The sequence below is a fragment of the Micromonospora sp. NPDC049114 genome (assembly GCF_040648635.1).
In the GTDB taxonomy this organism is placed as follows: domain Bacteria; phylum Actinomycetota; class Actinomycetes; order Mycobacteriales; family Micromonosporaceae; genus Micromonospora.
The window spans coordinates 154,207-180,019 of sequence record NZ_JBEZEA010000008.1 but is presented as its reverse complement, the minus strand read 5'-3'; the positions used below and the strand labels follow the sequence as shown (position 1 = coordinate 180,019).

Below are 25,813 nucleotides of genomic sequence, written 5' to 3'. Positions count from 1 at the left end.
GGCGGGACCCCGTGCGCCGACTATGCGTCAGCTGTGGGATTGGGCAGGCGGACGACGAACACGGTCCGCCCCGGCCGACTGTCGACGGCGACGGTGCCGTGGTGGGCCTCCACCACGGCCGCCACGATCGCCAGGCCGAGGCCGGTGCTGCCGTGCGCCCGCGACCGGGAGCTGTCGCCCCGGGCGAACCGCTCGAACATCTCCGGCCGTAGCTCCGCCGGCACCCCCGGCCCGTCGTCGGCGACGGTGAGCACGGCGGCGTCCGCCTCGACGGCCAGCGTGGTGGTGACAGTCGTGCCGGGCGGGGTGTGCACGCGGGCGTTGGCCAGCAGGTTCGCCACCACCTGGTGCAGGCGGGCGGCGTCGCCGGGCACCCGGATGACCACCTCGGGCAGGTCGAGCTGCCAGCGGTGCTCGGGGCCGGCCACGTGCGCGTCGCTCACCGCGTCCACCACCAGGGCGGACAGGTCGACCGGGTCCACGGCGAGCGGCCGGCCGGTGTCGAGCCGCGCCAGCAGCAGCAGGTCGTCGACGAGACGTGTCATCCGGGTGCTCTCCGACTCGACGCGGCGCAGCGCGTGCGCCACGTCGGCGGGGACCTCGTCGCGGCCGCGCCGGGCCACCTCGGCGTACCCCCGGATCGCCGCGAGGGGCGTGCGCAGTTCGTGGCTGGCGTCGGCGACGAACTGGCGTACCCGGGTCTCGCTGGCCTGCCGCGCGGACAGCGCGTCGGCGACGTGGCCGAGCATCCGGTTGAGCGCCGCGCCGACCTGACCGACCTCGGTCCGCGGGTCGGTGTCCCCGGCCGGCACCCGGACGGCGAGCGCGACCTCGCCCCGGTCCAGCGGCAGCTCGGTGACCCGGGTGGCGGTGGCGGCGACCCGGTTCAGCGGGCGCAGCGTGGCGCGCACGATCAGCGCGCCGGCCGCGCCCGCGAGCAGCAGCCCGACGGCGGCCACACCGGCCTGCGCGGCGACCAGCGCCCAGACGGTGTCCCGCACGCCCGACAGCGGGATCGCCACGGCCAGCACGTCTCCGTTGGGGAGCTGCCGCGCCACCGCCCGGACATCACCGCCCCCGTCAAGGCCGACGGTGCGCGGCCGACCGTCGGTGGGCAGCGCGACCAGCCGCGCGGCGTCCGCGGCTGGCACGTCGGCGAGGCTGCCGTTCTCAGTGCTCCTCGTCGCCGTGGTGACGCCGTCGGCGAGGCGCACGGCCAGCGAGCCCGGCGGAAAACCGCGCGGAGGCTCCGGCGGGGGCGGGTCGACGCCGCCCGGACGTGAGGCGGGCCGCCCGGGGTCGCTGCCCTGGCGGAACCACGGCGGCACGTCGGCGCGCGGCCGGTCGCCCATCGTCAACTGGGCGTCGACCTGGCCGACCAGGAAGTGCCGCAGGGCGACAGTGGTGAGCCCGCCGATCGCCACGCTGACCAGGGCGAGCAGTGCCACCAGGGCGAGTACCAGGCGGGTCCGCAGCGACCGGCCCGCAAGCCAGCGCCGGGCGACGCGCAGCGGCCGGCGGCGCGGCCCCCGGTCAGTCGGCGGGCTTGAGGACATAGCCCGCGCCGCGCAGCGTGTGGATCATCGGCGGTCGGCCGGCGTCGATCTTCTTACGCAAGTACGAGATGTACAGCTCCACCACGTTGGCCTGGCCACCGAAGTCGTAGTTCCACACCCGGTCGAGGATCTGCGCCTTGCTCAGCACCCGGCGCGGGTTGCGCATCAGGTAGCGCAACAGCTCGAACTCGGTGGCGGTCAGCGTGATGAGCTGGCCGGCGCGGCGGACCTCGTGGCTGTCCTCGTCGAGGCTGAGGTCGCCGACGGTCAGCAGCGCCTCCCCCTGGGCGGCGACCGCGAAGCCGGAGCGGCGCAGCAGCGCGCGCAGCCGGGCGATCACCTCCTCCAGGCTGAACGGCTTGGTCACGTAGTCGTCGCCGCCCACGGTCAGCCCGGCGATGCGCTCCTCGACAGCGTCGCGGGCGGTCAGGAACAACACCGGCACGGTGGGGGCGTGCTCGCGCAGCCGGCGCAGCACCTGGAAGCCGTCCAGGTCGGGCAGCATCACGTCGAGCACGACGGCATCCGGCTGGAACTGCCGCGCGGCGCTCAGCGCCGCCATCCCGTTGCCGGCGCTGCGCACCTGCCAACCCTCGTAGCGCAGCGCCATCGCCAGCAGGTCGGTGAGCGTCGCCTCGTCGTCGACCACCAGCACCCGGACCGGTTCGCCGTCGGGGCGGCGAAGCTCGATCCGGCCCGGCACGGTCTGCCCCTGGATGACCATGGCCCCCATCGTGGGCGGGTCCGCTGTGTCGCGGCTCTGCCCCACCTGTGCGCCAGCTGTGCGGCCGGGCCGCCGGACCACCGCTCAGCCCTCGCCCGTGCTCACTCGGACACCCCGTACGCGTCGGTCCGCACGAACCGCATGCTCCACCCGCCCAGGCCGTCCGGCTGGTCGCGCTCGTAGAGGTGGTCGGGGCCGGGCTGCGTCGGGCCGGTGCCGTCCGGGTGCCGCATGATCCAACGCCGTGGCGGGGCCCCGTCCGCATCGGCCGGAACCTCGCGGACCAGGCCGTCCGCGGGACCGCCCACGAAGCGTACGGTGACCTCGCTCATCGCGGTGTCCCCCTGGTGACCGTGCCGGCACGCTCGGTGCGCCCAGCCCTGGATCGCAAGCTACCGCACCCGCCACCGGGCCGCGCCGGTGTACGCCCGGATCGGCCGCGCCCGATCACCGCACGGTTTGCCCAGCTCGGACCCCGGGTACCGCGTTCGAAGGCACCCGCCGTCGGCGGGCGAGAGCGAGGAGTGGTCGATGCGCACGCTGGACGGGCGGTACCAGCTCGAACAGCGTATCGGCGTGGGCGGGATGTCCGAGGTGTGGCGAGCGCACGACCGGGTGCTGGACCGGCCGGTCGCGGTGAAGCTCATCTCGCCCGGCCCGGGGGATGTGCACGACCTGGTGGACCGCATCCGCACGGAGGCCCGCTCCGCCGCGCGGCTGGTGCACCCGAACGTCGCGAGCGTGCACGACTTCGGCACGTCCTCGACGCTCCCCGGCCGCCGGACGCCCTACATCGTGATGGAGCTGGCCGAGGGCGAGACGCTCGCCGCGCACCTGCGGGCCGGCCCGCTGGACTGGCGCATCTCGGTACGCGTCTGCGCGGAGGTCGCCGCCGCGCTGTCCGCCGCCCACGCGAGCGGCATCGTGCACCGCGACGTGAAGCCGGCCAACGTCATGCTCACCCCGGTCGGGGTGAAGGTCCTCGACTTCGGCATCGCCACCCCGGCCGGCGTCGCGGACCCGATGCCGGACGGCATGGTGCTCGGCACCCCGGCGTACCTGGCGCCCGAGCAGCTCGACGGCACGCCCCCGACCCCGGCGGCCGACATGTACGCCCTCGGTGTGCTGCTCTACTACTGCCTGACCAGTCGGCTGCCCTACCAGGCGAGCAATGCGGCGGAGCTGCTGACGCAGCGTCGGACCCGGCCTCCGGAGCCGCTGCCCGAGATCGATGGGCTGCCGCCGGAGGTGTCCGAGCTGTGCCGCTCCTGCCTGGCCGACGACCCGGCGGAGCGTCCGACCAGCCTGGTCGCCGCGCTGCTGCTGGCCGAGGCCGTGGACGCCCGGGTGTACGTGCCGATGATGATCCCCACGCCGCGCCGATCCGCGTCGACGTCGCCGTGGACCGAACGGGCCGCCGCGGAGGCCACCGAGGCGCTGTCGATGGTCGACGGGCCCTGAACCCGAGCGGCCCGGCGTTTCGCCAGCCCCCGGCCGGGTAGCCGGGCTGGTGAGTGACGGGAGGAACGCGATGCCGAGTCCCAGTTCCTGGCTGCATGAGGCCACCGCGACGGCCGAGGGCGGCCACGTACGCACCGACGACGGGGGGCTCAGCACGCCGCTGGCGTCGCCGCTGGCGGCGCACTGCACCGGCCTGAGACCGGAGCAGTTGTTGGCCGCGGCCTTCGCGTCCTGCCTGCACCACGCGGCGGTGGAGGCGGCCGGGGAGATCACGAACGAGGCGCACACGGTCCAGGTACGCGCCGAGGCGAAGCTGGGCCGCGACGACGACGGCCGTTACCGCGCCGATGTGCACGCCTCGATCTCGTCGGCCGGCCTGAGCCGCGCGCAGTTGGCCGATCTGGTCGAGTACGCCGATCGGCTCTGGCCGTTCTCCAGCGGAGACAACACGCGGCACCGACTGACCGTGACGCCGGCGGAGAACGGCCGACACTGATCAGTGCCGGTCTGCGGGCTGTCACAGGCCCATCCGCCGGACGACCACCGTGGGCCTCCACCGTCCGGTGGCGCGGACACCCTCCGAAGAGTGGATGCTCGGGGAGCGGCCGGAGTCGGTGCGGGATCCGGCAGCGGTGACCGGGTTAGCCAGGCTAATCGGGAATAACCGGCTCGCCTGATCAGCGAGGTTTCACCATTTCCACCGATCTTCGCCCGATATGACAGCCACGATCCGGGCAAATTGTGGCGCATGCCACCGTACGGGCCGATGGCAGCGGGCCGTCGACTATCTAGCCTCGGCGGGTGCATCCCGTCGACCCCGCCGCCCAGAAGCTGACCGACGCGCTCCCGACCACCCGTTCGGGCGACGCCGCATCAACCGAACGGACGATCGGCCGTCACCGGGCCCCTGACCCGCCGCGCCGCCCCCGACTGGGCTCCACCCCCGTCCGGGTCGCCCTGGCCACCGGCGTCACCTGCTGTCTCGGCCTGGGCGCGTTCGCCGCCGCCCGGGGCGCCGAGGACACCCCGCGGCCCGTACGACCGATGGCCGACGCGCTGGCCGACCGCGCCGCCATCGCCGACGAGCGCGCCTCCCGGTCGCTGGACCGCGACGCCGCCCCCGCCCGGGTCATTCCCACCGCCCCCGCAGCGTCGCCGACGCCCACCCCCACCGCCACCCGCAAGGCGCCCAAGAAGCCGGTCAAGCCCCGCCGGCCGCGCCCGGTGGCCGGGCTCGACCAGACCCAGATGGACAACGCCAAGATCATCGTGGATGTCGGCCTGGAGCTGAAGATGCCGCGCCGCGCCCTGGTGGTGGCGCTGGCCACCGCGATGCAGGAGAGCAACCTCTACAACCTGGCCAGCGACGTGCTGCCGGAGTCGACGCAGTATCCGCACCAGGGCAGCGGCGCCGACCACGACTCGGTCGGGCTGTTCCAGCAGCGGCCCAGCAGCGGCTGGGGCACGGTGGCCGAACTGATGCGCCCCTCGTACGCCGCCCGGGCCTTCTACACCGCGCTGGCCGAGATCCCCGGCTGGGAGGACATGAGCGTCACCGCCGCCGCCCAGGCAGTGCAGATCTCCGCCTTCCCCGACGCGTACGCCCAGCACGAGGAGCGCGCCAGCACCGTGGCGGCGGCGCTCGCCGTCTGAGCCTGCGCTCAGCGGGCCGGACGCCCGCTGGGCGGTTCGGCGCCCGCGTCCCGGCCGCCGGCCGCCACCCGGGTCGCCGGTACGCCCGTTCCGGCCGCCGCCGTGGGCGTGTCGGCCGGCACCGGCTCGACGCTCACGCCGGTGAGGATCTCGTCGACCAGCGCCGCCCGGCGACGCCGCGCCTGCAACGCCTCCTCGAAGTCCCGCCGGGCCTGCACGGCGTCCGCGTACGCCTGCTCGCGCACGCGCCGGGCCTCCTCGCGGGCCTCGTCCAGCTCGCAGCGGGCCTGCGCCAGGATCTCGGCCGCCTCCCGCCGCACGGCGTCGCCGGCCTGCCGGGTCGTCCCCGCGTCGCCCAGGTCGAGCCGCTGGAGCAGCCCACTGAGCCAGGTCGCCTCCTGGCGGATCTCGTCCCACTCGCGGGTCGCCCCGGCGGCGCCCTCCGCCCGCGCCGCGAGTCGGGACAACCGGATCCCCAGCTCATCCAGGCAGGAATCCACCTGCCGCTGGTCGTAGCCGGTCTTCACGACGGAGAACCTCATACTGTCGCCCCCAGGCAGCCGCTGTTACATCCCCACCTGGATCCTCGGACGCGGCGACGACGACCGCGGCGGTTCGGGAAAATTGTTCAGCATGCGTGCGCGTCAGGCGGGCGCGGCGCGGCGACGGGCCACGTCGGGCCGGCGGCGGGGACAATGCCGACCGGCCGCGCCGGGCGGATCACTGGCGCTTGGGCAGCACGACCACGCGGCCGAAGAACTCGTCGATGCGGCGCACCACGTCGTTGAAGTCGTCGAGGTCGATCGGCTTGGTGACGTACGCGTTTGCCTGCAACGTGTAGCTGCCCACGATGTCGGTGTCGGCGTTCGAGGTGGTCAGCACCACGATCGGAATCGTCCGCAGATCCTCGTCCTGCTTGACCGCGCCGAGCACCTGGCGCCCGTCCATCCGCGGCATGTTCAGGTCCAGCAGGATGACGTCCGGTCGGCGTGCCTGCACGTGCCGGCCCTCGGCGCGCAGGAACTCCATCGCCTCCTCGCCGTCGCTGACCACGTCAATGATCTTCTCGACGTCGGAGTCGGCCAACGCCTCCTCGATCATCAGCACGTCACCCGGATCGTCGTCGACCACCAGGATGCGTACCGGCTGCGGGCTGTCGCCCATCACTACCTGCCTCGGGTCGGCGGAGAAAGGAGACCGGAACGGTCACCGTGCTGGCGGGGAAATCTAGCTGATCAGGAGGCGCTCTTGAACGCCGGGTCGACCGTGTCCGGAAGGTATCGCAGCACGTCCGCCAGACCGGTGACCCGCAACACACGCTCGACCCGCCCGGTGGCGCCCGTGATCCGCAACCAACCCCCGTCGGCGGCGACCTGGTTGTCGCCGCGGACGAACACGGCCATCCCGGTGGAGTCGCAGAAGGTCAGGTCGGTGAGGTCGAGCAGCACCCGCCGCTCGCCCGCCGCGGTGAGCTTGTCGATGGCGGCAGCCAGCTCCCCGGCGGTGCTCAGGTCCAGCTCACCGGCGAGCCGCAGGCAGGCCGCACCGCCGTCGCGCTCGGCGTGGCTGACGCTGAACGTCACCGTTCTCCCCCTCGCTCCACCCGTCGGGTGGGACGTTTGCAGTCCGGCAAGTATACGCAGGGGGGTACGACGGTCCGCAGCGCGTGGTGATCGTCCGGGCGATCCGTCAGAGCGCGGGACGGGACGCCGCGGGCAGCCCGGCACTGCTGCGCGCGAGCGTGTGTGACGCGCGGGGAAAGTCGCGCAGCACGGCGGCGTAGTGCTCCAGGGTCAGGGCAACCGCACCGGCCGGCACCCCCCGACTCGTCAGGATCTCCACCAGCCACTGGACGAACTCGGTGAACAGCGAGGCGTCGTCGACGTAGAGCGAGGCGGCCAGCGAGTCCAGGATGTGCCCCAGGTCGCTCGCGGTCGAGTCGAGCTGGGCGGCCGTGTAGTCGCGGGTCGCCGGCACCCGTTCGCGCAGGTCGGTCAGCGCGCTGTCGATCAGCTCACCCCTGCGGCGCACGAGACTCGCGTACTCGTCGTCGGCCAGGTGACCGAGCTGCGCCGGGGGCACCCGCCGCAGCGCCCGCTCGTCGGCGATCAACTCGGCCGCCGCCGGCGCGTTCGGCGCCCAGGCCGCGCCGAGCCGGGCCGCCCACCGGCCGTCCGCGCCGAAGCCCCGCCCGCCGACCACGACCGGCACGTCCGAACGCCGGCACGCCTCGATCATCCGGTGGGCGTGCGGCAGCCGCATCGGCAGCGCGCAGGCCAACGCGACCGCCTGCGCGTCATGCCGGTGCAGGTACGACACCAGGTGCGCCGCCGGCACGCTGGCGCCCAGGAAGGTCACCTGCCAGCCGCGCAGACGCAGCACCTCGGCCACCAGCCGGGGCGGCAGCGCGTGCCACTCGCCGTCCATGCAGGCCACCACGATCCGCCCGCCGGTCGGGCGCGGGTTGGCGTGCGTTGCCACCGCGGCCACCACCCGCTCGCTGATGTGGGTCGCCGCGTGCTCCTGGGCCACGCTCCACTCGTTGCGGGCCCACCGCTCCCCCACCTCGGCCTGGGCCGGCGCGACCAGGTCGAGCAGCACCCGCTCCGGCGGCACGCCCGCGTCGAGCAGGCCGAGCGCCACGTCGATCGCGGCGTACTCGTCGGCGTCGGCGAGGCAGGCCAGGTAGCCGGGGTAGGCGCCGGTCAGGTCCGTGGTCGTGGCGGGGGCGGTCACGCGGGGCTCTCCCTCTGCTCGTCGGCGCTCGTCGAGGGGGGCACCGAGTGCAGGTGCCGCGCACCCCGCCCGCCCGGGCTGACCGCCCGCAACGCCAGCACCGCGATGTCGTCGTGGTCGCCGTGCCCCAGCCAGTCACAGGTGACCTGCTCGACACGTTCGGCCAGGGCCGGCGCCGGCATCCGCTGGCAGCCGGTCAGGGCCGTGACCAACCGCTCGGCGCCGAACAGCTCGTCGCCGCGGCGGCCCCCACGGGCCTCGGTCACACCGTCGCTGTAGAGCAGGCACGTCTCACCCGGCGCCAACCGCACGGTCACCTCACCGACGCGCGGGTCGGGCACCACGCCGATCAGCATGCCGCGCAGCGGCACCGACTCGACCTCGCCCGAGTTGCGCAGCACCAGCGGCGGCAGGTGCCCACCCCCGGCCATCGTGAGGGTGACGCCGCCGTCGCGCTGCGGACGGGCCACACCGAGCACGATGGTGGCGAAGCGGCCCTGGCCGTGCGCCTGGGTCGTCTCCAGCAGCGCGTCGTTGAGCAGTCGCAGCAGGCGCCCCGGGTTCGACTCCACCCGGTGCAGCGCCTGGAGACACTGGCGGAGCTGGCCGGTGAAGACCGCCGCCTCGACGCCCTTGCCGGAGACATCGCCGAGGAAGAACACGGAACCGCCGTCGGCGAGCCGGTGTGAGCCGTAGAAGTCGCCACCGATCCGCAGCCCCGCCTGGGCCGGACGGTACGCGGTGCCCCACTGCACACCGGCGGTCTCGACCGGCTCGACCGGCAGCAGGCTGGCCTGCAGGGTGTCGGCGACCTCGGCCTGGTCGCGGTAGAGCAGGGCGGTGGTCAGCGCCGCGCCGGCCCGGGCGGCGAAGGCACGAATCAACCCGACGTCGTCCTCGTCGTACCACCGGCTGGACCGTCGGGCGACCAGCAGCACCCCGACCGGAGCGTCCCGGCCGGGCAGCGGAACGACCCGGGCGACGCTGTCGGCGCCCGTCAGGCCGGGCAGCCAGCCGGCGTCGACAGCCTGCTCCACCAGCCAGTCGAGGGCGTGCGGCTCGACGCCGGTCAGCGCTTCGGCGATCGCGGCCGGCAGGGCGGGGCCGGCCAGCACACCGCTGTCGACAATCGGCGACTCGTCGTCCGCCCGGGAGGCCCGCCACCACCGGGCTCGCCCCGCACGCGGCGCCAGCACCAGCACGGCCACCTCGGCGAGGGTCGGCACGGCGAGGCGGACGACCGCCGCGGCGGCCCGGTCCGGGTGCAGCGGGTTGCCCAGCTTGTCGCCCACCACGGCCAGGAACGCCGAGCGGGCCCGTTCGGCGAGCAGCGCGTCGGCGCGGCTGACGCTCTCGGTGACGTCCTCCACGTACCAGCAGCAGCGACCGGCGGACAGGGGCACCTGGCGGGCGGTGAGCCGACGACCGTGGTGGGTGAAGCCGCCGGGGCGCCCCTCGCCCAGACCGGCGACGCCGGACGCGGCCAGCGCGACACCGGGGACCACCTCGGGCAGCAACCGCTCGGCCACCGGGCTGACGTGTTCGACGACACCGTCGGCGTCGCAGACCACCAGGCCCTCGCGGAAGTGCTCGACCACCTCGGACCAGTCGGGCGCGGCCCGATCACGGTCGGGGGCCAGCGGCGGCAGCGTGGGAGTCGGCCAGGACGACGCGTCGGCGGACCACGCCGGGGGCCGTGTGGTGCTCGGCGTGGAGATCCGTCCGTCGCCCGGGTCGGTGTCCCTGACGTCGGAAGCAGTCACCAGCTGAGCCTCACTCCTTGTCGTCCACCCGAACCCGCACCGGAACCGGCGTCTGTGGTCAAATCTCTCCGACCACCCTACGCCGGTCCACCGCGACCGGCATCCCACGGCAGGTCGCGGGGCCTCGGTCGCGTACCGGGCGGACCCGCCCGACGGTTGTTACGATCCCCTCGCACCGGCTGGAACGTCGCGTGCGGAAAGGCGTGATCGTGGCATCGGAAGGGCGCGGCCCCGAAGCGACCCAGCTGTGCATGTCCGTCGATCGATCCGATCCCGACATGCCCCTGATCCGCGTGGGCGGCGAACTGGCGTACCTGACCGTGGCGCCGCTGCGCGCCGAGGTCGACCGGGTCCTCGCCGACGCGCCACGGGCCATCGTGCTGGATTTCGCCGACCTGCACTTCATCGACAGCAGCGGCCTGGGCGTGATCGTGCACGCGTGGCGGGAGGGCCAGGAGGTCGGCACGACCCTGCGGCTGCGGGCGGTCCCCCGCTTTCTGGCGACGATCCTGGACATCACCGGGGTGGCGGCGCTGCTCGACCGGCCGCTGCCGACGACACGTGCGATCGGCCCCGGCTCGCCGCGGTCCGCCGCCAGCGCGTGATCCGGCGGGTCGCGGCCCCGGGGTTTGCGTTCCGCCGCCTGACTGGGAACGATGGTGGAATGTCTCACCAGCTGTTGACCATCGAGGTGACCCGGCTCGACGCCGGTCACGTCCGGCTACGGCTGACCGGTGAGCTGGACTACGACACCGCCCCGGAGCTGATCGCCGCCGCAGCTGAGCTGCACGGCGAGCAGCACGTGACGATCGACCTGGCCGGTGTCGGCCTCTGCGACTCGTCGGGCCTCAGCGCCCTGCTGATGGTGCACCGGGGCGCCGGGGCGATCCGGCTGACCGGGGTCAGCGCCCGCCTCCAGCAGCTGCTGGACCGCACCGGGCTCACCGACCTGCTGGCCGTGGAGCACACCGTCGCCGACGACGACGCCACCCACCTGCGCGCCCTGGGCTGACGACCGCACCCACCCACCGCCTGGTCGCCACCCCTAACCAAAGGGGGGTGGCCCCCGACCCTGGGACCTGGGGTCGGGGGCCGGAGGAATGTCTAGGGCGCGGTCATCGGCTGGAGCCGGGGGCCGCCGTCGCGCAGTTCGACGGCCGACGGAGGTTCGATGTCGTCGGGTTCCCCCGAGTCGGGCGTCTGGTACAGGTAGCGGACAAACTCCCCACCCGCCTCGTTGTCGTCCGCACCCGGCCACTGGCCGATGCAGTCCATTCCGACCACTTCCCGGCCGGTTCCGTCGGCCTCCTCCAGCAACGCCCACAGGCTCACCGGATAGCACCGGGTGGCGTCGGGCGCGAGTTGCCAGCGGGCGTACCAGCCGGGTCGAGCGGGAACGATCTCGACGATCCGTTTCATGACGACCTTCCTTCCGCGTACCTCGGAAGAACTGCGGTCCTGCCCCGATCCTGCGGGCCGCACGGGTGAGCACCCCTCACCCCGGGCGGATGAAGCCTCATCGACGCTCCGCCCTACCGGGCCGGCGGCGTCCGTTTCGGCTCCCGGGGCGGCGGGAACGCGACGGGCGCAGGATCGATCCCCAGCGGAAGGGGCGTCACCATGCGCAAGCAGATGGAGGGCGACAACCAGCGGCGCCGGGCGCTGGCCCGGCAGGCCCGCGAACAGGGCGGTCAGCCCAGTGAGTACGGCGCGAGCCTGAGCGCCTCCAAGCAGCTCACCAGCCTGGACCAGGGCAAGCGGGCCGGCCCACCACCGGCCGGACGGCACAAGTCGGACACCACGCGCGGTGGACCGGCCCCGCCGTCGAAGGGCACCGCGGACAATCCGCGCCCGCAGCCGCCACCCGGTGGCGCGGCCGGAGTGAACAGTGTCGGCTACCAGGATCTGGTCGACGACGTCCGACGCCGCTCGGGCGTCGACTTCTCGACGGCCAAGGTGGGCGCCGAGGCGACGGTGCTGGTGCTGGCCTTCGCACTGGACGCCGCGGAGCGGCAACGCCTGCTCGCCGCCGTGCCGAACTCGCTGCACGACGTCGTGCCCGTCGACGGCATCGAGCGGCACCGCGACCTGCCCGGCTTCCTGGCCGAGGTGGGCCGGATCAGCGGACGTACCCCGGAGCAGGCCCGCTACCAGGTCGAGGCGACACTCGCCGCGCTCGCCGACCAGGACGGCGACCTGGTCGAGTCCCTGCACGTCCCCGACGGCCTGCGGGAGCTGCTGAACCCGCCGGCGGCCGGCGGCGGCATCGTGGGCGCCTCCACCACCACACCCACCCTGGACGAGGCCCAGCTCCGGGCGGCGCTGGACGACCTGCCGTACTGGGCCGGCGACAGTGGCGGCCTGTACCGCGTGATCGCCCTGCCGCCGGACAACCTGGACCGGGTGCTCGCCCGGCTGGACCGGCTGCGCGAGGAGACCGGGCGCGGCCCGAGCATCGGACGTCCGGGCGGCACGGCCGCCGTGCTGACCGTGCGCACCAACCAGGCCGACGGGGTGACCGCGCTCGACGTGGACCTCGCCCACACGATCGACGACGCCATCGACGAGGTGGGCGCGGGGATGGCCGGCGGCTGACCGTCGCCGACGGCGCACGCGGGCCGGCGGACGCGGGTACCCCCCGCGCCGCCGGCCCGTCCGCTGTGCCGCGCGCGGCCCGTCGACCACCGCCCCGTCGGGTCCGCGAGCCGCTCGGTTAGCGTGCCGTCATGAACCGTGCCGCCGACCGGTTGGAGCTGGTAGCCGATCCGGTCCGCCGAACCGGACGAACGCTGCTCTCCGCCGGCGTCGAGCAGTCGTACGTCGATGTCGAGGATCCCCGGCACCTGCACTTCGAGTACGTCCGGCGGATCGCCTCGGCCGTGGAGCTGGCCGCCCCGGCGGGCGTACCGCTGAGCGTGCTGCACCTCGGCGGCGGCGCGTTGACGCTGCCGCGCTGGTTGGCCGCGACCCGGCCGGGCTCCGCGCAGCGGGTGGTCGAGCGGGACCGGGCGGTGGTCGAGCTGGTCGCCCGGGAGCTGCCGCCGCTGCCGCCCGAGGTGCGGGTGGAGGTCGCCGACGCCCGGGACGCCGTCACCGCCACCACGCCCGGCGCGTACGACCTGGTGATCGCCGACATCTACCGGGCGGCCCGGATGCCCCGCCACGTACGCACCGTGGAGTTCGCGGCCGAGGTGGCCCGTGCCCTGCGCCCGGGCGGGCTCTACCTGGTCAACGTCACGGACCTGCCGCCACTGGTCGGCACCCGGGTGCAGGTGGCGACGCTACGCGCGGTCTTCGGCGACGTCTGCGTGTTCGGGGACCGCCGGATGCTGCGCGGCCGGCGCTACGGCAACCTGGTGCTCGCCGCGACGCACCGCCCGGGCGGTCTACCGGTCGGCCGGCTCGCGGCGGCAGCCCTGCGCGACCCGATCCCCGGCGGGCTGCTGCACGCCGCGGCGCTGGACACGTTCGTCGCCGGCGCCCACCCGTTCACCGACGACTAGGCCGTGCCTTCCCCCGGGGCCCTTTCAGCGGTGGCCATGAGCGGGGGGCGTGGGCTGGCCGAGGACCGCTTTCGACTCGTCGACGAGTCCGGTCAGGCGCGCGACCTCGGTGTCGGTCAACTGTTCGGCAACGTCGGAAGCTGCGATGTTGGACCGCAGGTGGTCGGTACTGCTCGTGCCGGGGATGACGACCATGGAGGGCGAACGGCGCAGCAGCCAGGCCAGTGCGATCTGGGCCGGTGTGGCACCCAGGCGCTCTGCCGGGCCGGTCAGCTCGTGGTGGCCGCTGAGCCGTCCGGCGGCCAGCGGGAAGTAGGGGATGAAGAGGATGCCCTGGGTCTCGCAGTCGGCGAGGACCTGGACGCCGCTGCGGTCAAGCAGGTTGAAGCGGTTCTGCACCGCCGCGATGGGGGTCATCTGCTGGGCGCGGGCCAGCACCTGCGGGGACGCGCCGGACAGGCCGATGCGGCGGATCAGCCCCTGGTCTCGCAGCTGGACGAGTGCGCCGAGCGACTCCTCCAGCGGTACGTCCTGGTGCGCGCCGGGGGTGTCGCCGACGAGTCGGAGGTAGGTCAGCTCGCTCGCGTCGGTTCCCATGTCGGTGAGGGCCTCGTGAACCTGCCGCCGGACCGTCTCCGGGCGACCGTCGACGATCCAGGACTTGTCCGGGCCGCGCTCTGCGCCGACCTTGTTGCCCACGATCACGCCCTCGGAGATCGGTCCCAGCGCCTGCCCGATCAGCTGGTTCACCGTTCGTGGCCCGTAGGCGTTCGCGGTGTCGAAGAAGGTCACGCCCAGCTCGACAGCCAGGCGCAACACCCGCCGCGCCGCCTCCGGGTCGTCCGGGAATCCCCAGACGTCAGGGCCCGCAAGCTGCATGGCGCCGTATCCCACACGATTCATCGACCTCTCCTGCCCGTATCACTGCGACGGTATTTTCCGTATCGATGCCCGAACCAGTGATACGCCTTATGCCGTAGCATTGCAACCGTGGATGATGCGAAGACCCGCAGTCGCCGGCAGATCCTGGAAGTCGCGGCCGAGCTCTTGGAACGGGAGGGCGCCCAGGCGCTCTCCACCCGCGCCGTCGCAGCGGCGGCAGGCATCCGTGCCGCCTCCCTGTACCAGCTCTTCGGCGACAAGGACGGGCTCCTTTCGTCGCTGGCCATCCACGCCTTCGACCTCTACCTGGCGCAGAAGCACACGTTGCCGTCGAGCGGCAACCCGGTCGACGACATTCGCCGCGGATGGGACATGCACGTCGACTTCGGCCTGAAACACCCCGCCCTCTACCTGCTGATGTACGGCACCGACCGCCCCGGCCGGCGCCCACCTGCCGCGCGGCAGGCTCAGGAACTCCTCATGACGTTCCTCGGCCGCGCCGCCTCCGACGGCCGCCTACGGGTGCCGCCCGTCCTTGCCGCCCACCTCACGCTGGCAGCGGTAACCGGCACCACGCTCTCCCTGATCGGCATCCCCGAGAGCGAACGCGACCCGGAGGTCTCACCGCGCATGCGGGAAGCACTCATCGACACCCTGACCACCGACACGAGCCCAGCCCCGGACTCCACCCTCGCCGCTCGCGCCCTCGCGCTCGATGCCGCCCTCGGCGGGGCGGATCCAACTGACGTTCCGCTCCGCCCCGTCGAGACCGCACTCCTGCAGGACTGGCTCCAGCAACTCGCCCACTAGGACGAGCCGGGCCCCTCGAAGAGCATTTGTCAGCCACGGCCCAGGACGCGCCCGCGCGTCCGCATTGCCGGGTTTCCGAGGGTGCGCGCGGGGAAGGCCCGCCGGGTGAGCAACGCCGACGATCGGACCACCGCCCGCCGGGCCCTGGTCGTGATCGGCCTGGTGCTGGCGACCGCGCTCGCCCTGGCCTTCGTGTACGCGACCCGCCGGGTGCTGGTCTGGGCGGTGGTGGCCGCCTTCTTCGCGGTCGCGCTCAAACCGGCGGTGGACTGGCTGCAACGTCGCTTCGTGCGGCGGCGGGCGGTGGCCACGCTGCTCGTCTTCCTCGCCGCGTTCGTCGTGCTGGCGGTCCTCGCCACGGTCATCCTCGTGCCGCTGCTGGACGAGCTGGGCCGGTTCGCCGATCGGGGGCCCGAGCTGCTGCGCGACGCGCGCGCCGGCCGCGGACCGGTGGGCCAGCTTCTGGAACGCACCGGGGCACGCCGCTACGTCAGCGAGCACTCCGACCAGCTGCGCGACGCCGGCAGCCGGCTGCGTCAACCCGCCGTCGGCGTGCTGCGCGGTGTCCTGGAGACCGTCGCGGGGCTGGTCACGGTCGTCGTGCTGGCGTACCTCATGGTGTTGGAGTCGCCGCGGATCACCGGCAGCCTCCTCGCGGCGGTCGGGGACGGTGCTGGCGAGCGACTGCGCCGGGTCGGCCGGGAGGTGTCGCGCACGGTCAACGGCTACCTCACCGGCAACCTGCTGATCAGCGTGATCTGCGGGTTGTTGACGTTTCTGGTGCTGGCCCTGACCGGGGTGCCGTTCGCGGGCGTGATCGCGCTGCTGGTGGCGGTGGCCGACCTGATACCGCTGGTGGGGGCGACGATCGGCGCGGTGCTCGCCGCCGGCGCCGGGTTCCTGCACTCCTCCACCGCCGGGATCATCGTGCTGGTCTTCTTCGTCGTCTACCAGCAGGTGGAGAACCATCTGCTCCAGCCGCTCATCCTGTCCCGCGCGGTCCGGCTCAACCCGCTGACCGTGCTGCTGAGCGTGCTGCTCGCGGCGGAGCTGGCCGGGCTGCTCGGCGCGCTGCTGGCCATCCCCGCGGCCGGCATCGTGCAGATCCTGCTGCGCGAGTACGGGCCGCGACGACTGAACCCACCCCCACCGGCGGACCCCGGCGAACCGCCGCCGCCTGCTGTGCCACCGCGCGGACCGGCCGGTCCCGCCACCTCGCGGAGCTGACCGGCCGGAATCGACACGTTGCGCTCAGCGGCCGTGCATTGCGACCTCCGGCGACGTGCTCTCCAGCGGGACCGCGTTCGCCGGGACCAGCCCCAGCTGCACGGCCGAGCGGGTCAGCGCGGCGTCGAGCACCCAGTCGGCCCCCACGCGGGTGCGGTTGCCCGGCATCGCCATCAGGTGGTACGCCCGGGTGACGGCCTTGGCCGGCAGCCCGGCCAGGTTGACGTGCAACGGGTTGGCGGCGGCGTCCTTGCCACCCAGGTCGACGACCCAACCCAGATCGTGGTGCTTGTACGGCTTGCGCTGCCCGAAGCCGTACGACGCGGCGATGTTGTGCGCCACGCGCTTGCCCTGCCGCTGCGCGTGCTGTGCCGTCATGCCGCAGATCTGCCCCGGGTTGACCAGGTCGGGCACTGCGGCGGCGTCGCCGCAGGCGAAGACCTCCGGGTAGCCGGGGACGTTGAGGAACTCGTCGGTGACCAGCCGGCCCCGCTCGGTGCGCAGACCCAGCTCGTTGACGAACGGGTCCGGCCGCACCCCCACGCACCACACCAGCGTGCAGGTCGGCACGTACTCGCCGTCGGTGAGCTTGACCCCGTCGCAGGTCGCCTCGGCCACCGAGGTGCCCATCCGCACGTCCACCCCGCGCCGGTTGAGCACCTTGTGCGAGGTCTCGGACATCCGCTTGTCCAACTCGGGCAGCACCCGGGGGGCGACGTCCAGCAGCATCCAGCGGGGCCGGACGGTCAGCCGGGGCCGCTGCGCGTGCAGCGCGTCGGTGAACAGCTGCCCGTGCGCGGCGACCTCGGTGCCGGTGTAGCCCGCCCCGACGACCACGAACGTGGAGCGGGCCTGCTGCTCCGCCGGGTCCTCGGCCTGCTCGGCCAGCTCGACCTGGCGGACGATGTGGTCGTGCAGGTAGACGGCCTCGGGCAGACCGCGGAAGCCGTGCGCGTACTCGGTGACACCCGGGATGGGCAGCAGCTTGTTGACGCTGCCCACGGCGAGCACCAGCCGGTCGTACGCCAGGCGGTTCTTGTCCCCCTCGGGCTGGGTGAAGCCGACCCAGCGGTTCTGCAGGTCGACGTGGTCCGCCTCGCCGATCACCACCCGGACACCCTTGAGGGTCCCGGTCAGCGGCACCGCGATGCGCCGGGGCTCGACCACGCCGGCCGCCACCTCGGGCAGCAGCGGCAGGTACAGGAAGTAGTCGGTGGAGTTCAGCACCACGATCTCGGCCCGGTCCCGGGCGATCCGGCTCAACGTCTTCGCCGCGTGGTAACCGGCGAACCCGGCCCCCACGATCACCACACGAGGTTTCGTCATTGCGGGCCGTTTCCCGTCGCAGCCCGGGACAAACGTCGACGCGCTCAGCGCGCGTCGAGCCGGACGTTACCGCTGGTGCCCACGGCCTCCACACCCCACTCCTGACCGAAGGCCCGTACCCGGTGAGCAGTTATCCGGCCGAACTCGGGCGGGATGTCCGGGTCGAGCGTGAGCCGGCCGTCGACCGGGTTGATGCCCAGCATCGCGCGGATCAGGGCCAGCGGCGCCCCGGCCGCCCACGCCTGCGGGCTGCACGCGGTGGGATACGGGACGGCGAACAGCAACCGTTGCCGGTCGTACCCGCTGAGCGCCTCGGGCAGCCGGTGGCCGAACTGCTCGGCAGCGTCGATCATCGCCAGGCTGATCCGGTTCGCCTCCGCCCGGTAGCCGTAGCGCACCAGGCCCAGCGCGATCAGCGAGTTGTCGTGCGGCCAGACAGTGCCCAGGTGGTAGCCGATGGGCCGGTAGAGGCGTTCCTCGCGGGACAACGTCCGGACGCCCCACCCGGAGAACATGTCGGGCGACATGAGCTGTCGCACCACCGCGTCGGCCCGCGCCCGCGGCACGATCCCGCTCCACAACAGGTGACCCATGCTGGACGTCTTGGAGTCGACCACGTTCTTGTCCCCGTCGAGGGCCACCGCGTAGTAGCCACCCCGCTCGTCGATCCAGAAGTCCCGGTTGAACCGCTCGGCCAGGGTGCCGGCCTCGTCGCGCAGCCGTGCCGCCAGGGCGGGGTTGCCCAGCGGGCCGTCGAACAACTCGGCCAGGCGCACCTTCGCGTCGTAGGTGTAGCCCTGGATGTCGGCGGTCGCCAACGGCAGCACCGGGATGCGCCCGTCGGCGAAGCAGACGCCGTCCGGCGAGTCCCGCCAGCACTGGTTGCCCAGCCCCTCCGGGGAGCGGGTGGCGTACTCCACGAAGCCGTCGCCGTCACGGTCGCCGTACTCGTCGATCCACCGCAGCGCAGCCAGCGCGTTGTCGTGCAGGTGCCGGACGGTCTCGTCGTCGCAGGTCCACCGCCAGTACTCCGACAGCAGGATCAGCCAAAGCTGGGTGGCGTCGGCGGTGCCGTAGTAGGGGCTGTACGGTTTCTGGCCGGTGCGGGTCAGCTCGCCGCTGCGGACCTCGTGCAGGATCTTGCCGGGTTCCTCGTCGGTGAAGTCGTCGCAGGTCTCGCCCTGCAGCCGGGCGAGCGTGAGCAGCGCGCCCTTGGCGAGCGCCGGCCCGGCCACCAACGTCTGGTACGCGGTGATCAGCGTGTCCCGCCCGAAGACGGTGAGGAACCAGGGCAGTCCCGCGCCGGGCAGCAGGATCCGCTGACCCTTGACCTCCAGGTCGAGCCGCAGCGCCGCCAGGTCGTCGCGGGACTGGCGGATGGTGCGCTCCAGCGTCTGGTTGTCGCTGCGCAGCACCGCCCGGTCCTCGGTCCACCGGCGCAGCGGGTCGTCGGCGCGGCCGTGGATGACGTCGGCGATGTCGCCCCGCACCGGCTCGACCACACCCATGCCCGGCGGCAGCGGCACGTGCAGGTCCAGCTGCCGCCCCTCGCGCGGAAGCAGCCACAGGTCCCAGACCAGGTCGTCACCGTCGATCCGGTCCGCCGCCGTCGCGCACCGCACCCGCGTCTCGGCAAAGAAGTCGCCGTTGCGGTAGGAGAAGCACAGCTCGGAGCCGTCGGCGCGTGATCGCGGACGATCTTCGCGGAGCGGTCCCGGACCACCGACTTGACCTCGAACAGGTCGGCGAAGTCCACGCCGACGGCCAGGCGCACCTCCACCCGGACCGGCTCGGTCTGGAACGACAGCAGCTCCAGCCGCTCGTGGAAGCCGTCGCCGACGTAGCGCAACCGCCGCATGGCGAGACTGTTCGGCGGCAGCCCCGGCAGCTCGGGGTTGGTGAGCACGTACTGCGCGGAGTAGTGCTCGAGGGTTTCGGCCCGCAACAGCAGCAGCTCACTGCCGTTGACGGTGAGCGTCCAGCCGCTGATCAGGCGGGTGTCCAGGTGCACGAGCCCGCCGATGCTGCCCGGCGGCACGTCGCCGCGCGCGTCGGAGTACAGGAACGTGGGGCCGCTGAGCACGGCGAGCGAGTCGGGGCCCAACTCGGGCGGCATCGCCCGCTGGTCGCCGCTCGCGCCCGTCACGGAGGCCATGCCGACGGTCGGGTCGGCGGGGGTCGCGCGCACGACAGCCATGACATCCACCGTAGGAACGACGGCAACTGAGTGTCATCACCCGGTGCGGGTGAAAGCTCCCGCACCATCCACGTCCAACGATATGGACAAACGTCACCATCGATGGGCAGGATGCCGGAATGGGATCAGACGACACCGGCGAGCGGCCCACGAGGCCCACCCGCCGCACCTTCCTGTCCGCCTCCGCCGCCGCCACCGCGGCGACCGCCGCCACCGTCGCGGTGCCCTCGCTGGCCGCGCCCGCGGCCGCTGACGCCGGCCCCGCCGGCCCCGGGCGCCCCGCCCGCGCGCAGCGCCCCGAGCGCGAGCTGCGCGAGCTGCTCCGCCAGGTCGACCCACGCCGGATCGAGGCGATCGTGCGCCGGCTGGCCGCCTTCGGCACCCGGCACACCCTCTCCAGCCAGGACGACCCCGAGCGGGGCATCGGCGCCGCCCGGGACTGGATCCACGCCCGCCTCCAGGAGTACGCGGCCACCTCCGGCGGCCGGATGACAGTCGAACTCCAGTCGTACGTGCAGCAGCCCGCCTCGCGGATCCCCACCGCCACCCGGATCACCAACGTGGTGGCCACCCTGCGCGGTGTCACCTCACCGAACCGCACCTACGTCGTGACGGGCCACTACGACTCCCGGGTCACCGACGTGATGGACGCCGTCAGCGACGCGCCCGGCGCCGACGACGACGCCTCGGGCGTGGCAGTGGTGCTGGAGCTGGCGCGGCTGATGGCCACCCGGCCCACTGCCGCCACCATCGTGTTCGCCGCGGTCGCCGCCGAGGAGCAGGGCCTGTACGGCTCGGCGTACCTGGCCGCCCAGCTCAAGGCGGCCGGCGCGGACGTGCAGGGCATGTTCAGCGACGACATCGTGGGCAGCAGCACCGCCGACGACGGCACCCGCGACCCGTACGCGGTGCGGCTGTTCGCCGAGGGGGTGCCGACCGCCGAGACACCCGCGGAGGCGACGACCCGCCAGTCCGTCGGCGGCGAGAACGACTCACCGTCGCGGCAGCTCGCCCGGTTCGTCCGGGACGTGGCGGACAACGACGCGACAGGCATGCGGGTGCGGGTGATCTACCGGCGGGACCGCTACCTGCGCGGCAGCGACCACATCTCGTTCCTGCGCGAGGGCTGGCCGGCGGCCCGGTTCACCGAACCGAACGAGGACTTCGCCCACCAGCACCAGGACGTCCGCGTGCAGGACGGAAAGCAGTTCGGTGACCTGCCGGAGTTCTGCGACTTCGGGTACATCGCCCGGGTGGCGAGGGTCAACGGCGCGGCGCTGTGGTCGCTGGCCCAGGCGCCCGGCACGCCCAAGGGCGCCATCATCGTGACCACCGACCTGACCAACAACACGACCCTGCGCTGGCAGCGCGGCGACGAGCCGGACCTGGCCGGCTACGAGGTGGTGTGGCGCGAGACCACTGCCGCCGAGTGGCAACGGGTGATCCCCGTCGGCGACGTCACCGAGGTCAGCATCGACCTGTCCAAGGACAACGTCTTCTTCGGCATCCGCGCGGTCAACCGATCCGGCCTCCGCAGCCCGGTAGCCTTCCCCCGCCCCGGCAGCTGACCGCCCACTTCCGCCCCACTCCCCCGCCCCGCCCTGTTGATCAAGAGGTTCGCGTCACGACACGCCGCTGTCGGTGACGCGAACCTCTTGATCACGCGGGAGGTGGGGTGGGGGTGGGGGCGGTTATGGCCCAGCGTTCGTGGTCGCGCCACGCGCCGTCGATGAACAGGTAGTCCGGGGAGAAGCCCTCCAGGCGGAAGCCGAGCTTGCGGGCCACCCGCCGCGAGGGCTCGTTGCCCGGCTGGATGTTCGCCTCCAGGCGGTGCAGGCCGGCCGTCGTGAACGCGTGGTCGATCACCAGCGCGATGCCCGCCGAGGCGTGCCCGGTGCCGCTGTACGGCTCGAACGCCGCGTACCCCAGGTAGCCGCCGCGCAGCGCGCCCAGCACGATGCCGCTGATGTTCACGTAGCCGGCGATCGCGCCGCTGGCCCGGTCGCAGATCAGGTAGCCGGCGCTGTCCCGGCGGCGGATGCGGCGCAGGTAGTTGTCGTACTCCTGCGGGGTCGCCGGCGCGGCCAGCCACGGGTGGTGCAGGTCCCGGCTACGCCTCGCGGCCGCCACGAACTCGTCGACGTCGGCGGGCCGGGGTCGCCGGATGGCGGCCGGACCACCGCTGCGCAGGTATCTCACGGCGGACCACTCTGACCGACCGGCGCGGCAGTTGTCCAACCGGCCCGCCGCGCCCGATCGCCTCAACCAGGCCCGCCGCTGGTGCTCGATGGCCGGCTGCGGAACCACATCACAATCAAGCGGGCGTACGCCGTCTGCACCGGCCGCGCGCGTCCGCCTAGCATCGTCGGCATGGCAACGCGGCTTGTGCAGATCAACATGAAGGCCCGGGACGACGCCGCCCTGGGCGGTTTCTGGGCGAAGGCGCTCGGCTGGGGCATCTCCAGCGAGGGACCGGGTGTCACCAACCTCGAACCCGAGGGCTTCGTCTATCCCGACCCCGTCGCCGTCTGCGTCGACCTCGTCGTCTCGGCGGAACCCAAGACGGTGAAGAACCGCGTGCACGTCGACCTGGCCACCACCTCGGCGGACCACCAGGCGGAGCTGGTGGCGCGGCTGAAGGGCCTCGGCGCGACACTCGCCGACGTGGGCCAGGGCGACGTGCCGTGGACGGTCATGGCCGACCCGGAGGGCAACGAGTTCTGCGTCCTGGACTCGCTCTACGACGAGACCGGACCGATCGCATCGGTGATCGTCGACTGCGCGGATCCGCAGGTCATGGCCCGCTTCTGGGGCGAGGCGACGGACTGGGCCGTGCACCGGGTGACCGACGACAGCGCGGTGCTGCGCTCCGCCAAGGGTGTGGGCCCCTATCTGCAGTTTCTCCGTACACCCGACGTGAAGACGGTGTGGAATCGCGTCCATCTCGACGTGCGCCCCTACTCGGGTGACGACCTGGAGGCCGAGGCGGCCCGACTGCTGTCGCTCGGCGCCACCGCCGTCGACCTGGGCGACAGCGACATCCCGTGGACCGTCCTGGCCGACCCGGAGGGCAACGAGTTCTGCCTCCTCACGCCGGGCTGACCCACACCCCGGCCTCCGTCGTGCTCAGTGCGCGGCACGAACCGCCGAGACGAGGCCACCCACGCCCTCGTCCTGCTCCGGCGGGGTGAGCACCGGACGCCCGTACGCTGCGGCACGCTCACGCAGGGTGAAGGTCTCCGCCTCCCAGCCGAGGCCGTGCAGCCAGCCGACCGGGTCCTCCGGCATCTCCCAGACCCACATCGACGCTGCCGATCCCGCGGCGGCGTCGTCGCGGAAGCGTTCGACCACACCGCGCGAGCCCAGGGTGAGGCCCATCCTGCTGCCTGCGGCGGACAGCGCGCCGACCCGTTCGAGCAGCGACTCCACTGCGTCCTGGGGTAGATAGATCAGCAGTCCCTCGGCGATCCACACGGTCGGCTGCGCCGGGTCGTGCCCGGCCGCGGCCAGGGCGCCGGGCCAGTCCTCGCGCAGGTCGACAGGAACGGTGATCCGCTGGCAGCGCGCAACGGCACGCTCCCGCCGCAGCACCGCGGCCTTGAAGCCGAGCGGTTCGGCAGTGTCGACCTCGAACAACCGGGTGCCCGCCGGCCAGTCCATCCGGAAGGCCCTGCTGTCCATCCCGGCTCCGAGCAGCACGACCTGCCGGACGCCGGACGCGACCGCCCGATCCAGCAGGTCGTCCAGGAACTTCGTCCGGATGACGATCGAGAAGGCCACACCGAGCCAGCGGCGCCGTGCCACCTCGTCCGCGTGCGCGCGCGGCGGCGTCCCGGGGCCTCGCCCGCCGGCCGTGGCGAAGGCCAGCGCCAGCGGGTCCCGGAACAACGGCTGTTCGCGTGCCGTCTCCATCGCCCGCACCCGGGCCACGCCCACGGCGGTGGCCCACACCCCCGACGGCTCGATCGGCCCCGCCGCGTCAGTCACGCGTCCAGCCTAACCAGCGCCCGTGTCACGCCACCTCGTGCGCGTTCCTGATCACCGCACTACCGGGGCATCAGCAGCCGGAACTCGGTGCCGTCGGGGTCGGCCAGCACCACCGCGCCCTGCCCGTCGGTGCCGACCACTGTGGCGCCGAGGGAGAGCAGACGGTCGACCTCCGCCTGCGGGTCGTCGCCGTCGTCGACGGCGAGGTCGAGCGTCACCCGGTCCCGGTCACCCTTCGGCATCAACGGTGGACCACCCCAGGTGATCTTCGGGCCGCCCAGGGGTGACTGGATGGCGGTCTCCTCGTCCTGGTCCCAGACCAGCGGCCAGCCGAGCGCCGCGCTCCAGAAGTAGCCGACGGCCTGTGTTCCGTCGCAGGCCAGATCACCGAGGAAACCGCAGCCGGCGAGGAACGTGTTACCCGGACCGAGGACGCAGAACTCGTTGCCCTCGGGGTCGGCGAGCACGATGTGGCTCTCCTCGGGGAGCTGGCCGACGTCGGTGTGCCGCGCGCCCAGCTCCAACGCCCTGGCCACCGTCTGCCGCTGGTGTTCCGGCGAGTCGCTGGTCAGTTCGAGGTGTGCCGGGTTCTGTAACACCTTCGGCTCGGGGATCTGCGGAAAGCGGAGCCGGAAACCGGACTTGTCGTCGGGCAGCACGAGGACGCCGTCGCGGGGGTCGTCGACCAGCTCCCGACCCAGGATCTCGGACCAGAAGCGTGCGACACGCAGGGGCTCGTTCGCACCGAAACACACCGCGAAGAGGTGACTGGCCATCGCTGCGCTCATCTCCGATCCTTGGACGGGGGCAGCCCGGACGGGCCGGAGATCGGAGCCTACGGATCCGGCCGCGCCGCCCGCACCCGAGTTTCCGACGCGTTCGCCGCAGCGGCGGTTGATCGACTCGACTTCGCTGAAATCGGGGTGTCCCGGGTGCTCGGACACCCCGATTTCCGTGAAACGGAGTCGATCATCGCGCGCTGCGGCGGGTAAGCCGGGACGCCTCGGCGGATGCCGCATACAGTTGGCGCGGAACTTCGTATCCCTGGTTCGAGAAACACGTCGCAGATGAACTCGGGACCTCGCCGCGAGCGAGGAGAAGGTGGCGGCTTCAGTTCACGCTGCCCACCCTACGGAGATCGACATGGACATCGGCCTCGGCCTGCCCATCAGCGCACCGGCCCGTCTGCTCGACTGGGCCACGACCGCCGAAGCACTCGGCTTCGACAGCCTCGCTCTGCTGGACCGCCTCACGTTCGACAATCCCGAACCGTTGACCGCCTTGGCGGTCCTCGCCGGCGCCACGACGCGCATCCGCCTCCAGACGGAAGTCCTGCTGGGCCCGCTGCGCGAGACCGCCCTGCTGGCCAAGCAGGTCGCCACCCTGGACCGCATGTCCGCTGGTCGCTTCGTCCTCGGCATCGGCGTCGGTGGTCGCGACGACGACCACGTCGCCGCCGGCACGCCGATCGGGCAGCGAGGTCGACTGCTCGACGGGCAACTCGCCGCCCTGCGCGAGATCTGGCGGGGCGAGCCGTACCGCGGCACGACGATCGGGCCCCGCCCCACCACGCCCGGGGGGCCACCGATGCTGATCGGTGGGTTCGCCGCGCCGGCACTGCGGCGGGTCGGACGGTACGCCGACGGGTTCGTCTGCGCGGCGCCCCTGGCCTGGGCCGGCCCCCTGGTCCGCACCGTGCGGGAGGGGTGGGAGGCGGCGGGCCGTCCCGGTCGGCCGCGCCTCGTGTGCCAGGTTAACGTCGCGGTCGGGTCGGCCGCCACGATCGACGAGGCCCGCGGCGCCATCGCCGCCTACTACGCGTTCACCGGCCGGCCCGGTTGGGGCGAGCCGTTGAGCGACCCGGCGCAGATCGTCGACACCGTGGCCGCGTACCGGGAGTTCGGCGCGGACGAGCTGGTGTTGTACTGCTACGCCCCGGACCCGGGGCAGGTGGACATCCTCGCGGAGATCGTGCGTTGAGCCGGAGC

The 25,813-nt window shown here is 73.1% G+C and carries 27 protein-coding genes and 1 pseudogene; 12 read left to right on the top strand and 16 right to left on the bottom strand.

What is annotated here, in order from left to right; all coding sequences use genetic code 11:
* Positions 1–20: 20 nt before the first annotated feature.
* From AB0B39_RS22855 to AB0B39_RS22845, 3 genes are all read right to left on the bottom strand, one after another.
* Positions 21–1,556 carry a HAMP domain-containing sensor histidine kinase gene (locus tag AB0B39_RS22855; RefSeq protein ID WP_357575304.1) on the bottom strand — a complete coding sequence of 512 codons (1,536 nt, stop codon included), beginning with the start codon at positions 1,554–1,556 and terminating at the stop codon, positions 21–23.
* Positions 1,534–2,280: a response regulator transcription factor gene (locus tag AB0B39_RS22850; protein WP_357490053.1), complete on the bottom strand. Its 747-nt coding sequence runs from the start codon at positions 2,278–2,280 to the stop codon at positions 1,534–1,536. The genes AB0B39_RS22855 and AB0B39_RS22850 overlap by 23 nt, the downstream gene beginning before the upstream one ends.
* Before the next feature lie 101 nt (positions 2,281–2,381).
* Positions 2,382–2,612, bottom strand: coding sequence for a hypothetical protein (locus AB0B39_RS22845; RefSeq protein ID WP_234588621.1), 231 nt, complete (start codon positions 2,610–2,612; stop codon positions 2,382–2,384).
* Positions 2,613–2,811: 199 nt separating this feature from the next.
* On the opposite strand from AB0B39_RS22845, the gene AB0B39_RS22840 reads away from it, so the two are divergent.
* The 3 genes from AB0B39_RS22840 to AB0B39_RS22830 all read left to right on the top strand — a co-directional run bounded on the left by AB0B39_RS22840 (position 2,812) and on the right by AB0B39_RS22830 (position 5,394).
* The gene (locus AB0B39_RS22840; RefSeq protein WP_357490049.1) at positions 2,812–3,741 is read left to right on the top strand and encodes a serine/threonine-protein kinase; all 930 of its coding nucleotides are present in this window, start codon (positions 2,812–2,814) and stop codon (positions 3,739–3,741) included.
* A gap of 70 nt (positions 3,742–3,811) precedes the next feature.
* A complete protein-coding gene (locus AB0B39_RS22835; protein ID WP_266241740.1) occupies positions 3,812–4,237 on the top strand; it encodes an OsmC family protein in 426 nt (141 codons plus the stop codon).
* A 305-nt stretch (positions 4,238–4,542) separates the two neighbouring features.
* A complete protein-coding gene (locus AB0B39_RS22830) occupies positions 4,543–5,394 on the top strand; it encodes a hypothetical protein (RefSeq protein WP_357575303.1) in 852 nt (283 codons plus the stop codon).
* Between the two features lie 8 nt (positions 5,395–5,402).
* Here the strand turns inward: AB0B39_RS22830 and AB0B39_RS22825 are convergent, their stop codons facing one another.
* From AB0B39_RS22825 to AB0B39_RS22805, 5 genes are all read right to left on the bottom strand, one after another.
* Positions 5,403–5,936 (bottom strand): ATPase, encoded by a 534-nt coding sequence (locus tag AB0B39_RS22825; protein ID WP_234588612.1) that lies wholly within the window; start codon positions 5,934–5,936, stop codon positions 5,403–5,405.
* A 178-nt stretch (positions 5,937–6,114) separates the two neighbouring features.
* Positions 6,115–6,558 carry a response regulator gene (locus tag AB0B39_RS22820; protein ID WP_007459564.1) on the bottom strand — a complete coding sequence of 148 codons (444 nt, stop codon included), beginning with the start codon at positions 6,556–6,558 and terminating at the stop codon, positions 6,115–6,117.
* A gap of 71 nt (positions 6,559–6,629) precedes the next feature.
* Positions 6,630–6,977 carry an STAS domain-containing protein gene (locus tag AB0B39_RS22815; RefSeq protein WP_357490044.1) on the bottom strand — a complete coding sequence of 116 codons (348 nt, stop codon included), beginning with the start codon at positions 6,975–6,977 and terminating at the stop codon, positions 6,630–6,632.
* Between the two features lie 106 nt (positions 6,978–7,083).
* Complete coding sequence (locus AB0B39_RS22810; RefSeq protein ID WP_357490042.1) at positions 7,084–8,130, bottom strand: cobalamin-dependent protein; 1,047 nt, start codon at positions 8,128–8,130, stop codon at positions 7,084–7,086.
* Entirely contained in the window at positions 8,127–9,893 is a 1,767-nt protein-coding gene (locus AB0B39_RS22805) for a PP2C family protein-serine/threonine phosphatase (protein ID WP_357490040.1), read from the bottom strand. Before AB0B39_RS22805 ends, AB0B39_RS22810 begins: the two co-directional genes overlap by 4 nt.
* Before the next feature lie 278 nt (positions 9,894–10,171).
* Here AB0B39_RS22805 and AB0B39_RS22800 point away from each other — a divergent pair, with 278 nt between their 5' ends.
* Positions 10,172–10,498 carry an STAS domain-containing protein gene (locus tag AB0B39_RS22800; RefSeq protein WP_357490038.1) on the top strand — a complete coding sequence of 109 codons (327 nt, stop codon included), beginning with the start codon at positions 10,172–10,174 and terminating at the stop codon, positions 10,496–10,498.
* Between the two features lie 59 nt (positions 10,499–10,557).
* Positions 10,558–10,905 (top strand): STAS domain-containing protein, encoded by a 348-nt coding sequence (locus tag AB0B39_RS22795; protein ID WP_357575302.1) that lies wholly within the window; start codon positions 10,558–10,560, stop codon positions 10,903–10,905.
* Between the two features lie 92 nt (positions 10,906–10,997).
* On the opposite strand, the gene AB0B39_RS22790 is transcribed toward AB0B39_RS22795, so the two are convergent.
* A complete protein-coding gene (locus tag AB0B39_RS22790) occupies positions 10,998–11,312 on the bottom strand; it encodes a hypothetical protein (RefSeq protein WP_357490034.1) in 315 nt (104 codons plus the stop codon).
* A gap of 201 nt (positions 11,313–11,513) precedes the next feature.
* Between AB0B39_RS22790 and AB0B39_RS22785 the strand changes: the two genes are divergently transcribed.
* Positions 11,514–12,488, top strand: a complete 975-nt coding sequence (locus AB0B39_RS22785; protein WP_357575301.1) for a DUF2267 domain-containing protein — start codon at positions 11,514–11,516, stop codon at positions 12,486–12,488.
* A gap of 131 nt (positions 12,489–12,619) precedes the next feature.
* Entirely contained in the window at positions 12,620–13,396 is a 777-nt protein-coding gene (locus AB0B39_RS22780; protein ID WP_357490030.1) for a fused MFS/spermidine synthase, read from the top strand.
* A gap of 24 nt (positions 13,397–13,420) precedes the next feature.
* On the opposite strand, the gene AB0B39_RS22775 is transcribed toward AB0B39_RS22780, so the two are convergent.
* Positions 13,421–14,299, bottom strand: a complete 879-nt coding sequence (locus tag AB0B39_RS22775; protein ID WP_357575300.1) for an aldo/keto reductase — start codon at positions 14,297–14,299, stop codon at positions 13,421–13,423.
* An 87-nt stretch (positions 14,300–14,386) separates the two neighbouring features.
* Here AB0B39_RS22775 and AB0B39_RS22770 point away from each other — a divergent pair, with 87 nt between their 5' ends.
* Together AB0B39_RS22770 and AB0B39_RS22765 are read left to right on the top strand one after the other, a co-directional pair.
* On the top strand, positions 14,387–15,088 hold the full coding sequence (locus tag AB0B39_RS22770) for a TetR/AcrR family transcriptional regulator (protein ID WP_357490026.1): 702 nt from the start codon (positions 14,387–14,389) through the stop codon (positions 15,086–15,088).
* 81 nt (positions 15,089–15,169) lie between these two features.
* Positions 15,170–16,315: an AI-2E family transporter gene (locus tag AB0B39_RS22765; RefSeq protein WP_357575299.1), complete on the top strand. Its 1,146-nt coding sequence runs from the start codon at positions 15,170–15,172 to the stop codon at positions 16,313–16,315.
* A gap of 24 nt (positions 16,316–16,339) precedes the next feature.
* Here the strand turns inward: AB0B39_RS22765 and AB0B39_RS22760 are convergent, their stop codons facing one another.
* The 3 genes and pseudogenes from AB0B39_RS22760 to AB0B39_RS22750 form a co-directional block, all read right to left on the bottom strand.
* Positions 16,340–17,641 carry an NAD(P)/FAD-dependent oxidoreductase gene (locus tag AB0B39_RS22760; protein ID WP_357490022.1) on the bottom strand — a complete coding sequence of 434 codons (1,302 nt, stop codon included), beginning with the start codon at positions 17,639–17,641 and terminating at the stop codon, positions 16,340–16,342.
* 44 nt (positions 17,642–17,685) lie between these two features.
* Positions 17,686–19,263, bottom strand: coding sequence for a glycogen debranching protein (locus tag AB0B39_RS22755; protein ID WP_357575361.1), 1,578 nt, complete (start codon positions 19,261–19,263; stop codon positions 17,686–17,688).
* Positions 19,264–19,286: 23 nt separating this feature from the next.
* Positions 19,287–19,757, bottom strand: a pseudogene (locus AB0B39_RS22750) (glycogen debranching N-terminal domain-containing protein); the annotation flags it as partial.
* A gap of 200 nt (positions 19,758–19,957) precedes the next feature.
* Here AB0B39_RS22750 and AB0B39_RS22745 point away from each other — a divergent pair.
* The gene (locus AB0B39_RS22745) at positions 19,958–21,406 is read left to right on the top strand and encodes a M20/M25/M40 family metallo-hydrolase (RefSeq protein ID WP_357575298.1); all 1,449 of its coding nucleotides are present in this window, start codon (positions 19,958–19,960) and stop codon (positions 21,404–21,406) included.
* A 91-nt stretch (positions 21,407–21,497) separates the two neighbouring features.
* Here the strand turns inward: AB0B39_RS22745 and AB0B39_RS22740 are convergent, their stop codons facing one another.
* Positions 21,498–22,037, bottom strand: a complete 540-nt coding sequence (locus AB0B39_RS22740) for a GNAT family protein (RefSeq protein ID WP_357575297.1) — start codon at positions 22,035–22,037, stop codon at positions 21,498–21,500.
* Positions 22,038–22,208: 171 nt separating this feature from the next.
* Between AB0B39_RS22740 and AB0B39_RS22735 the strand changes: the two genes are divergently transcribed.
* The gene (locus AB0B39_RS22735; protein WP_357575296.1) at positions 22,209–22,940 is read left to right on the top strand and encodes a VOC family protein; all 732 of its coding nucleotides are present in this window, start codon (positions 22,209–22,211) and stop codon (positions 22,938–22,940) included.
* Between the two features lie 24 nt (positions 22,941–22,964).
* On the opposite strand, the gene AB0B39_RS22730 is transcribed toward AB0B39_RS22735, so the two are convergent.
* Positions 22,965–23,825, bottom strand: a complete 861-nt coding sequence (locus AB0B39_RS22730) for a class I SAM-dependent methyltransferase (RefSeq protein ID WP_357575295.1) — start codon at positions 23,823–23,825, stop codon at positions 22,965–22,967.
* Positions 23,826–23,884: 59 nt separating this feature from the next.
* Entirely contained in the window at positions 23,885–24,601 is a 717-nt protein-coding gene (locus AB0B39_RS22725; RefSeq protein ID WP_357575359.1) for a VOC family protein, read from the bottom strand.
* Positions 24,602–24,968: 367 nt separating this feature from the next.
* On the opposite strand from AB0B39_RS22725, the gene AB0B39_RS22720 reads away from it, so the two are divergent.
* Positions 24,969–25,805, top strand: a complete 837-nt coding sequence (locus AB0B39_RS22720) for an LLM class flavin-dependent oxidoreductase (RefSeq protein WP_357490010.1) — start codon at positions 24,969–24,971, stop codon at positions 25,803–25,805.
* Positions 25,806–25,813: the final 8 nt, after the last annotated feature.

Bases quoted from the DNA above. Each gene is read 5' to 3' on its own strand.
- AB0B39_RS22855 (WP_357575304.1), bottom strand. From the start codon at position 1,556: ATGTCCTCAAGCCCGCCGACTGACCGGGGGCCGCGCCGCCGGCCGCTG.
- AB0B39_RS22850 (WP_357490053.1), bottom strand. From the start codon at position 2,280: ATGGTCATCCAGGGGCAGACCGTGCCGGGCCGGATCGAGCTTCGCCGC.
- AB0B39_RS22845 (WP_234588621.1), bottom strand. From the start codon at position 2,612: ATGAGCGAGGTCACCGTACGCTTCGTGGGCGGTCCCGCGGACGGCCTG.
- AB0B39_RS22840 (WP_357490049.1), top strand. From the start codon at position 2,812: ATGCGCACGCTGGACGGGCGGTACCAGCTCGAACAGCGTATCGGCGTG.
- AB0B39_RS22835 (WP_266241740.1), top strand. From the start codon at position 3,812: ATGCCGAGTCCCAGTTCCTGGCTGCATGAGGCCACCGCGACGGCCGAG.
- AB0B39_RS22825 (WP_234588612.1), bottom strand. From the start codon at position 5,936: ATGAGGTTCTCCGTCGTGAAGACCGGCTACGACCAGCGGCAGGTGGAT.
- AB0B39_RS22820 (WP_007459564.1), bottom strand. From the start codon at position 6,558: ATGGGCGACAGCCCGCAGCCGGTACGCATCCTGGTGGTCGACGACGAT.
- AB0B39_RS22800 (WP_357490038.1), top strand. From the start codon at position 10,172: ATGCCCCTGATCCGCGTGGGCGGCGAACTGGCGTACCTGACCGTGGCG.
- AB0B39_RS22795 (WP_357575302.1), top strand. From the start codon at position 10,558: ATGTCTCACCAGCTGTTGACCATCGAGGTGACCCGGCTCGACGCCGGT.
- AB0B39_RS22790 (WP_357490034.1), bottom strand. From the start codon at position 11,312: ATGAAACGGATCGTCGAGATCGTTCCCGCTCGACCCGGCTGGTACGCC.
- AB0B39_RS22785 (WP_357575301.1), top strand. From the start codon at position 11,514: ATGCGCAAGCAGATGGAGGGCGACAACCAGCGGCGCCGGGCGCTGGCC.
- AB0B39_RS22780 (WP_357490030.1), top strand. From the start codon at position 12,620: ATGAACCGTGCCGCCGACCGGTTGGAGCTGGTAGCCGATCCGGTCCGC.
- AB0B39_RS22775 (WP_357575300.1), bottom strand. From the start codon at position 14,299: ATGAATCGTGTGGGATACGGCGCCATGCAGCTTGCGGGCCCTGACGTC.
- AB0B39_RS22760 (WP_357490022.1), bottom strand. From the start codon at position 17,641: ATGACGAAACCTCGTGTGGTGATCGTGGGGGCCGGGTTCGCCGGTTAC.
- AB0B39_RS22745 (WP_357575298.1), top strand. From the start codon at position 19,958: ATGGGATCAGACGACACCGGCGAGCGGCCCACGAGGCCCACCCGCCGC.
- AB0B39_RS22735 (WP_357575296.1), top strand. From the start codon at position 22,209: ATGGCAACGCGGCTTGTGCAGATCAACATGAAGGCCCGGGACGACGCC.
- AB0B39_RS22725 (WP_357575359.1), bottom strand. From the start codon at position 24,601: ATGGCCAGTCACCTCTTCGCGGTGTGTTTCGGTGCGAACGAGCCCCTG.
- AB0B39_RS22720 (WP_357490010.1), top strand. From the start codon at position 24,969: ATGGACATCGGCCTCGGCCTGCCCATCAGCGCACCGGCCCGTCTGCTC.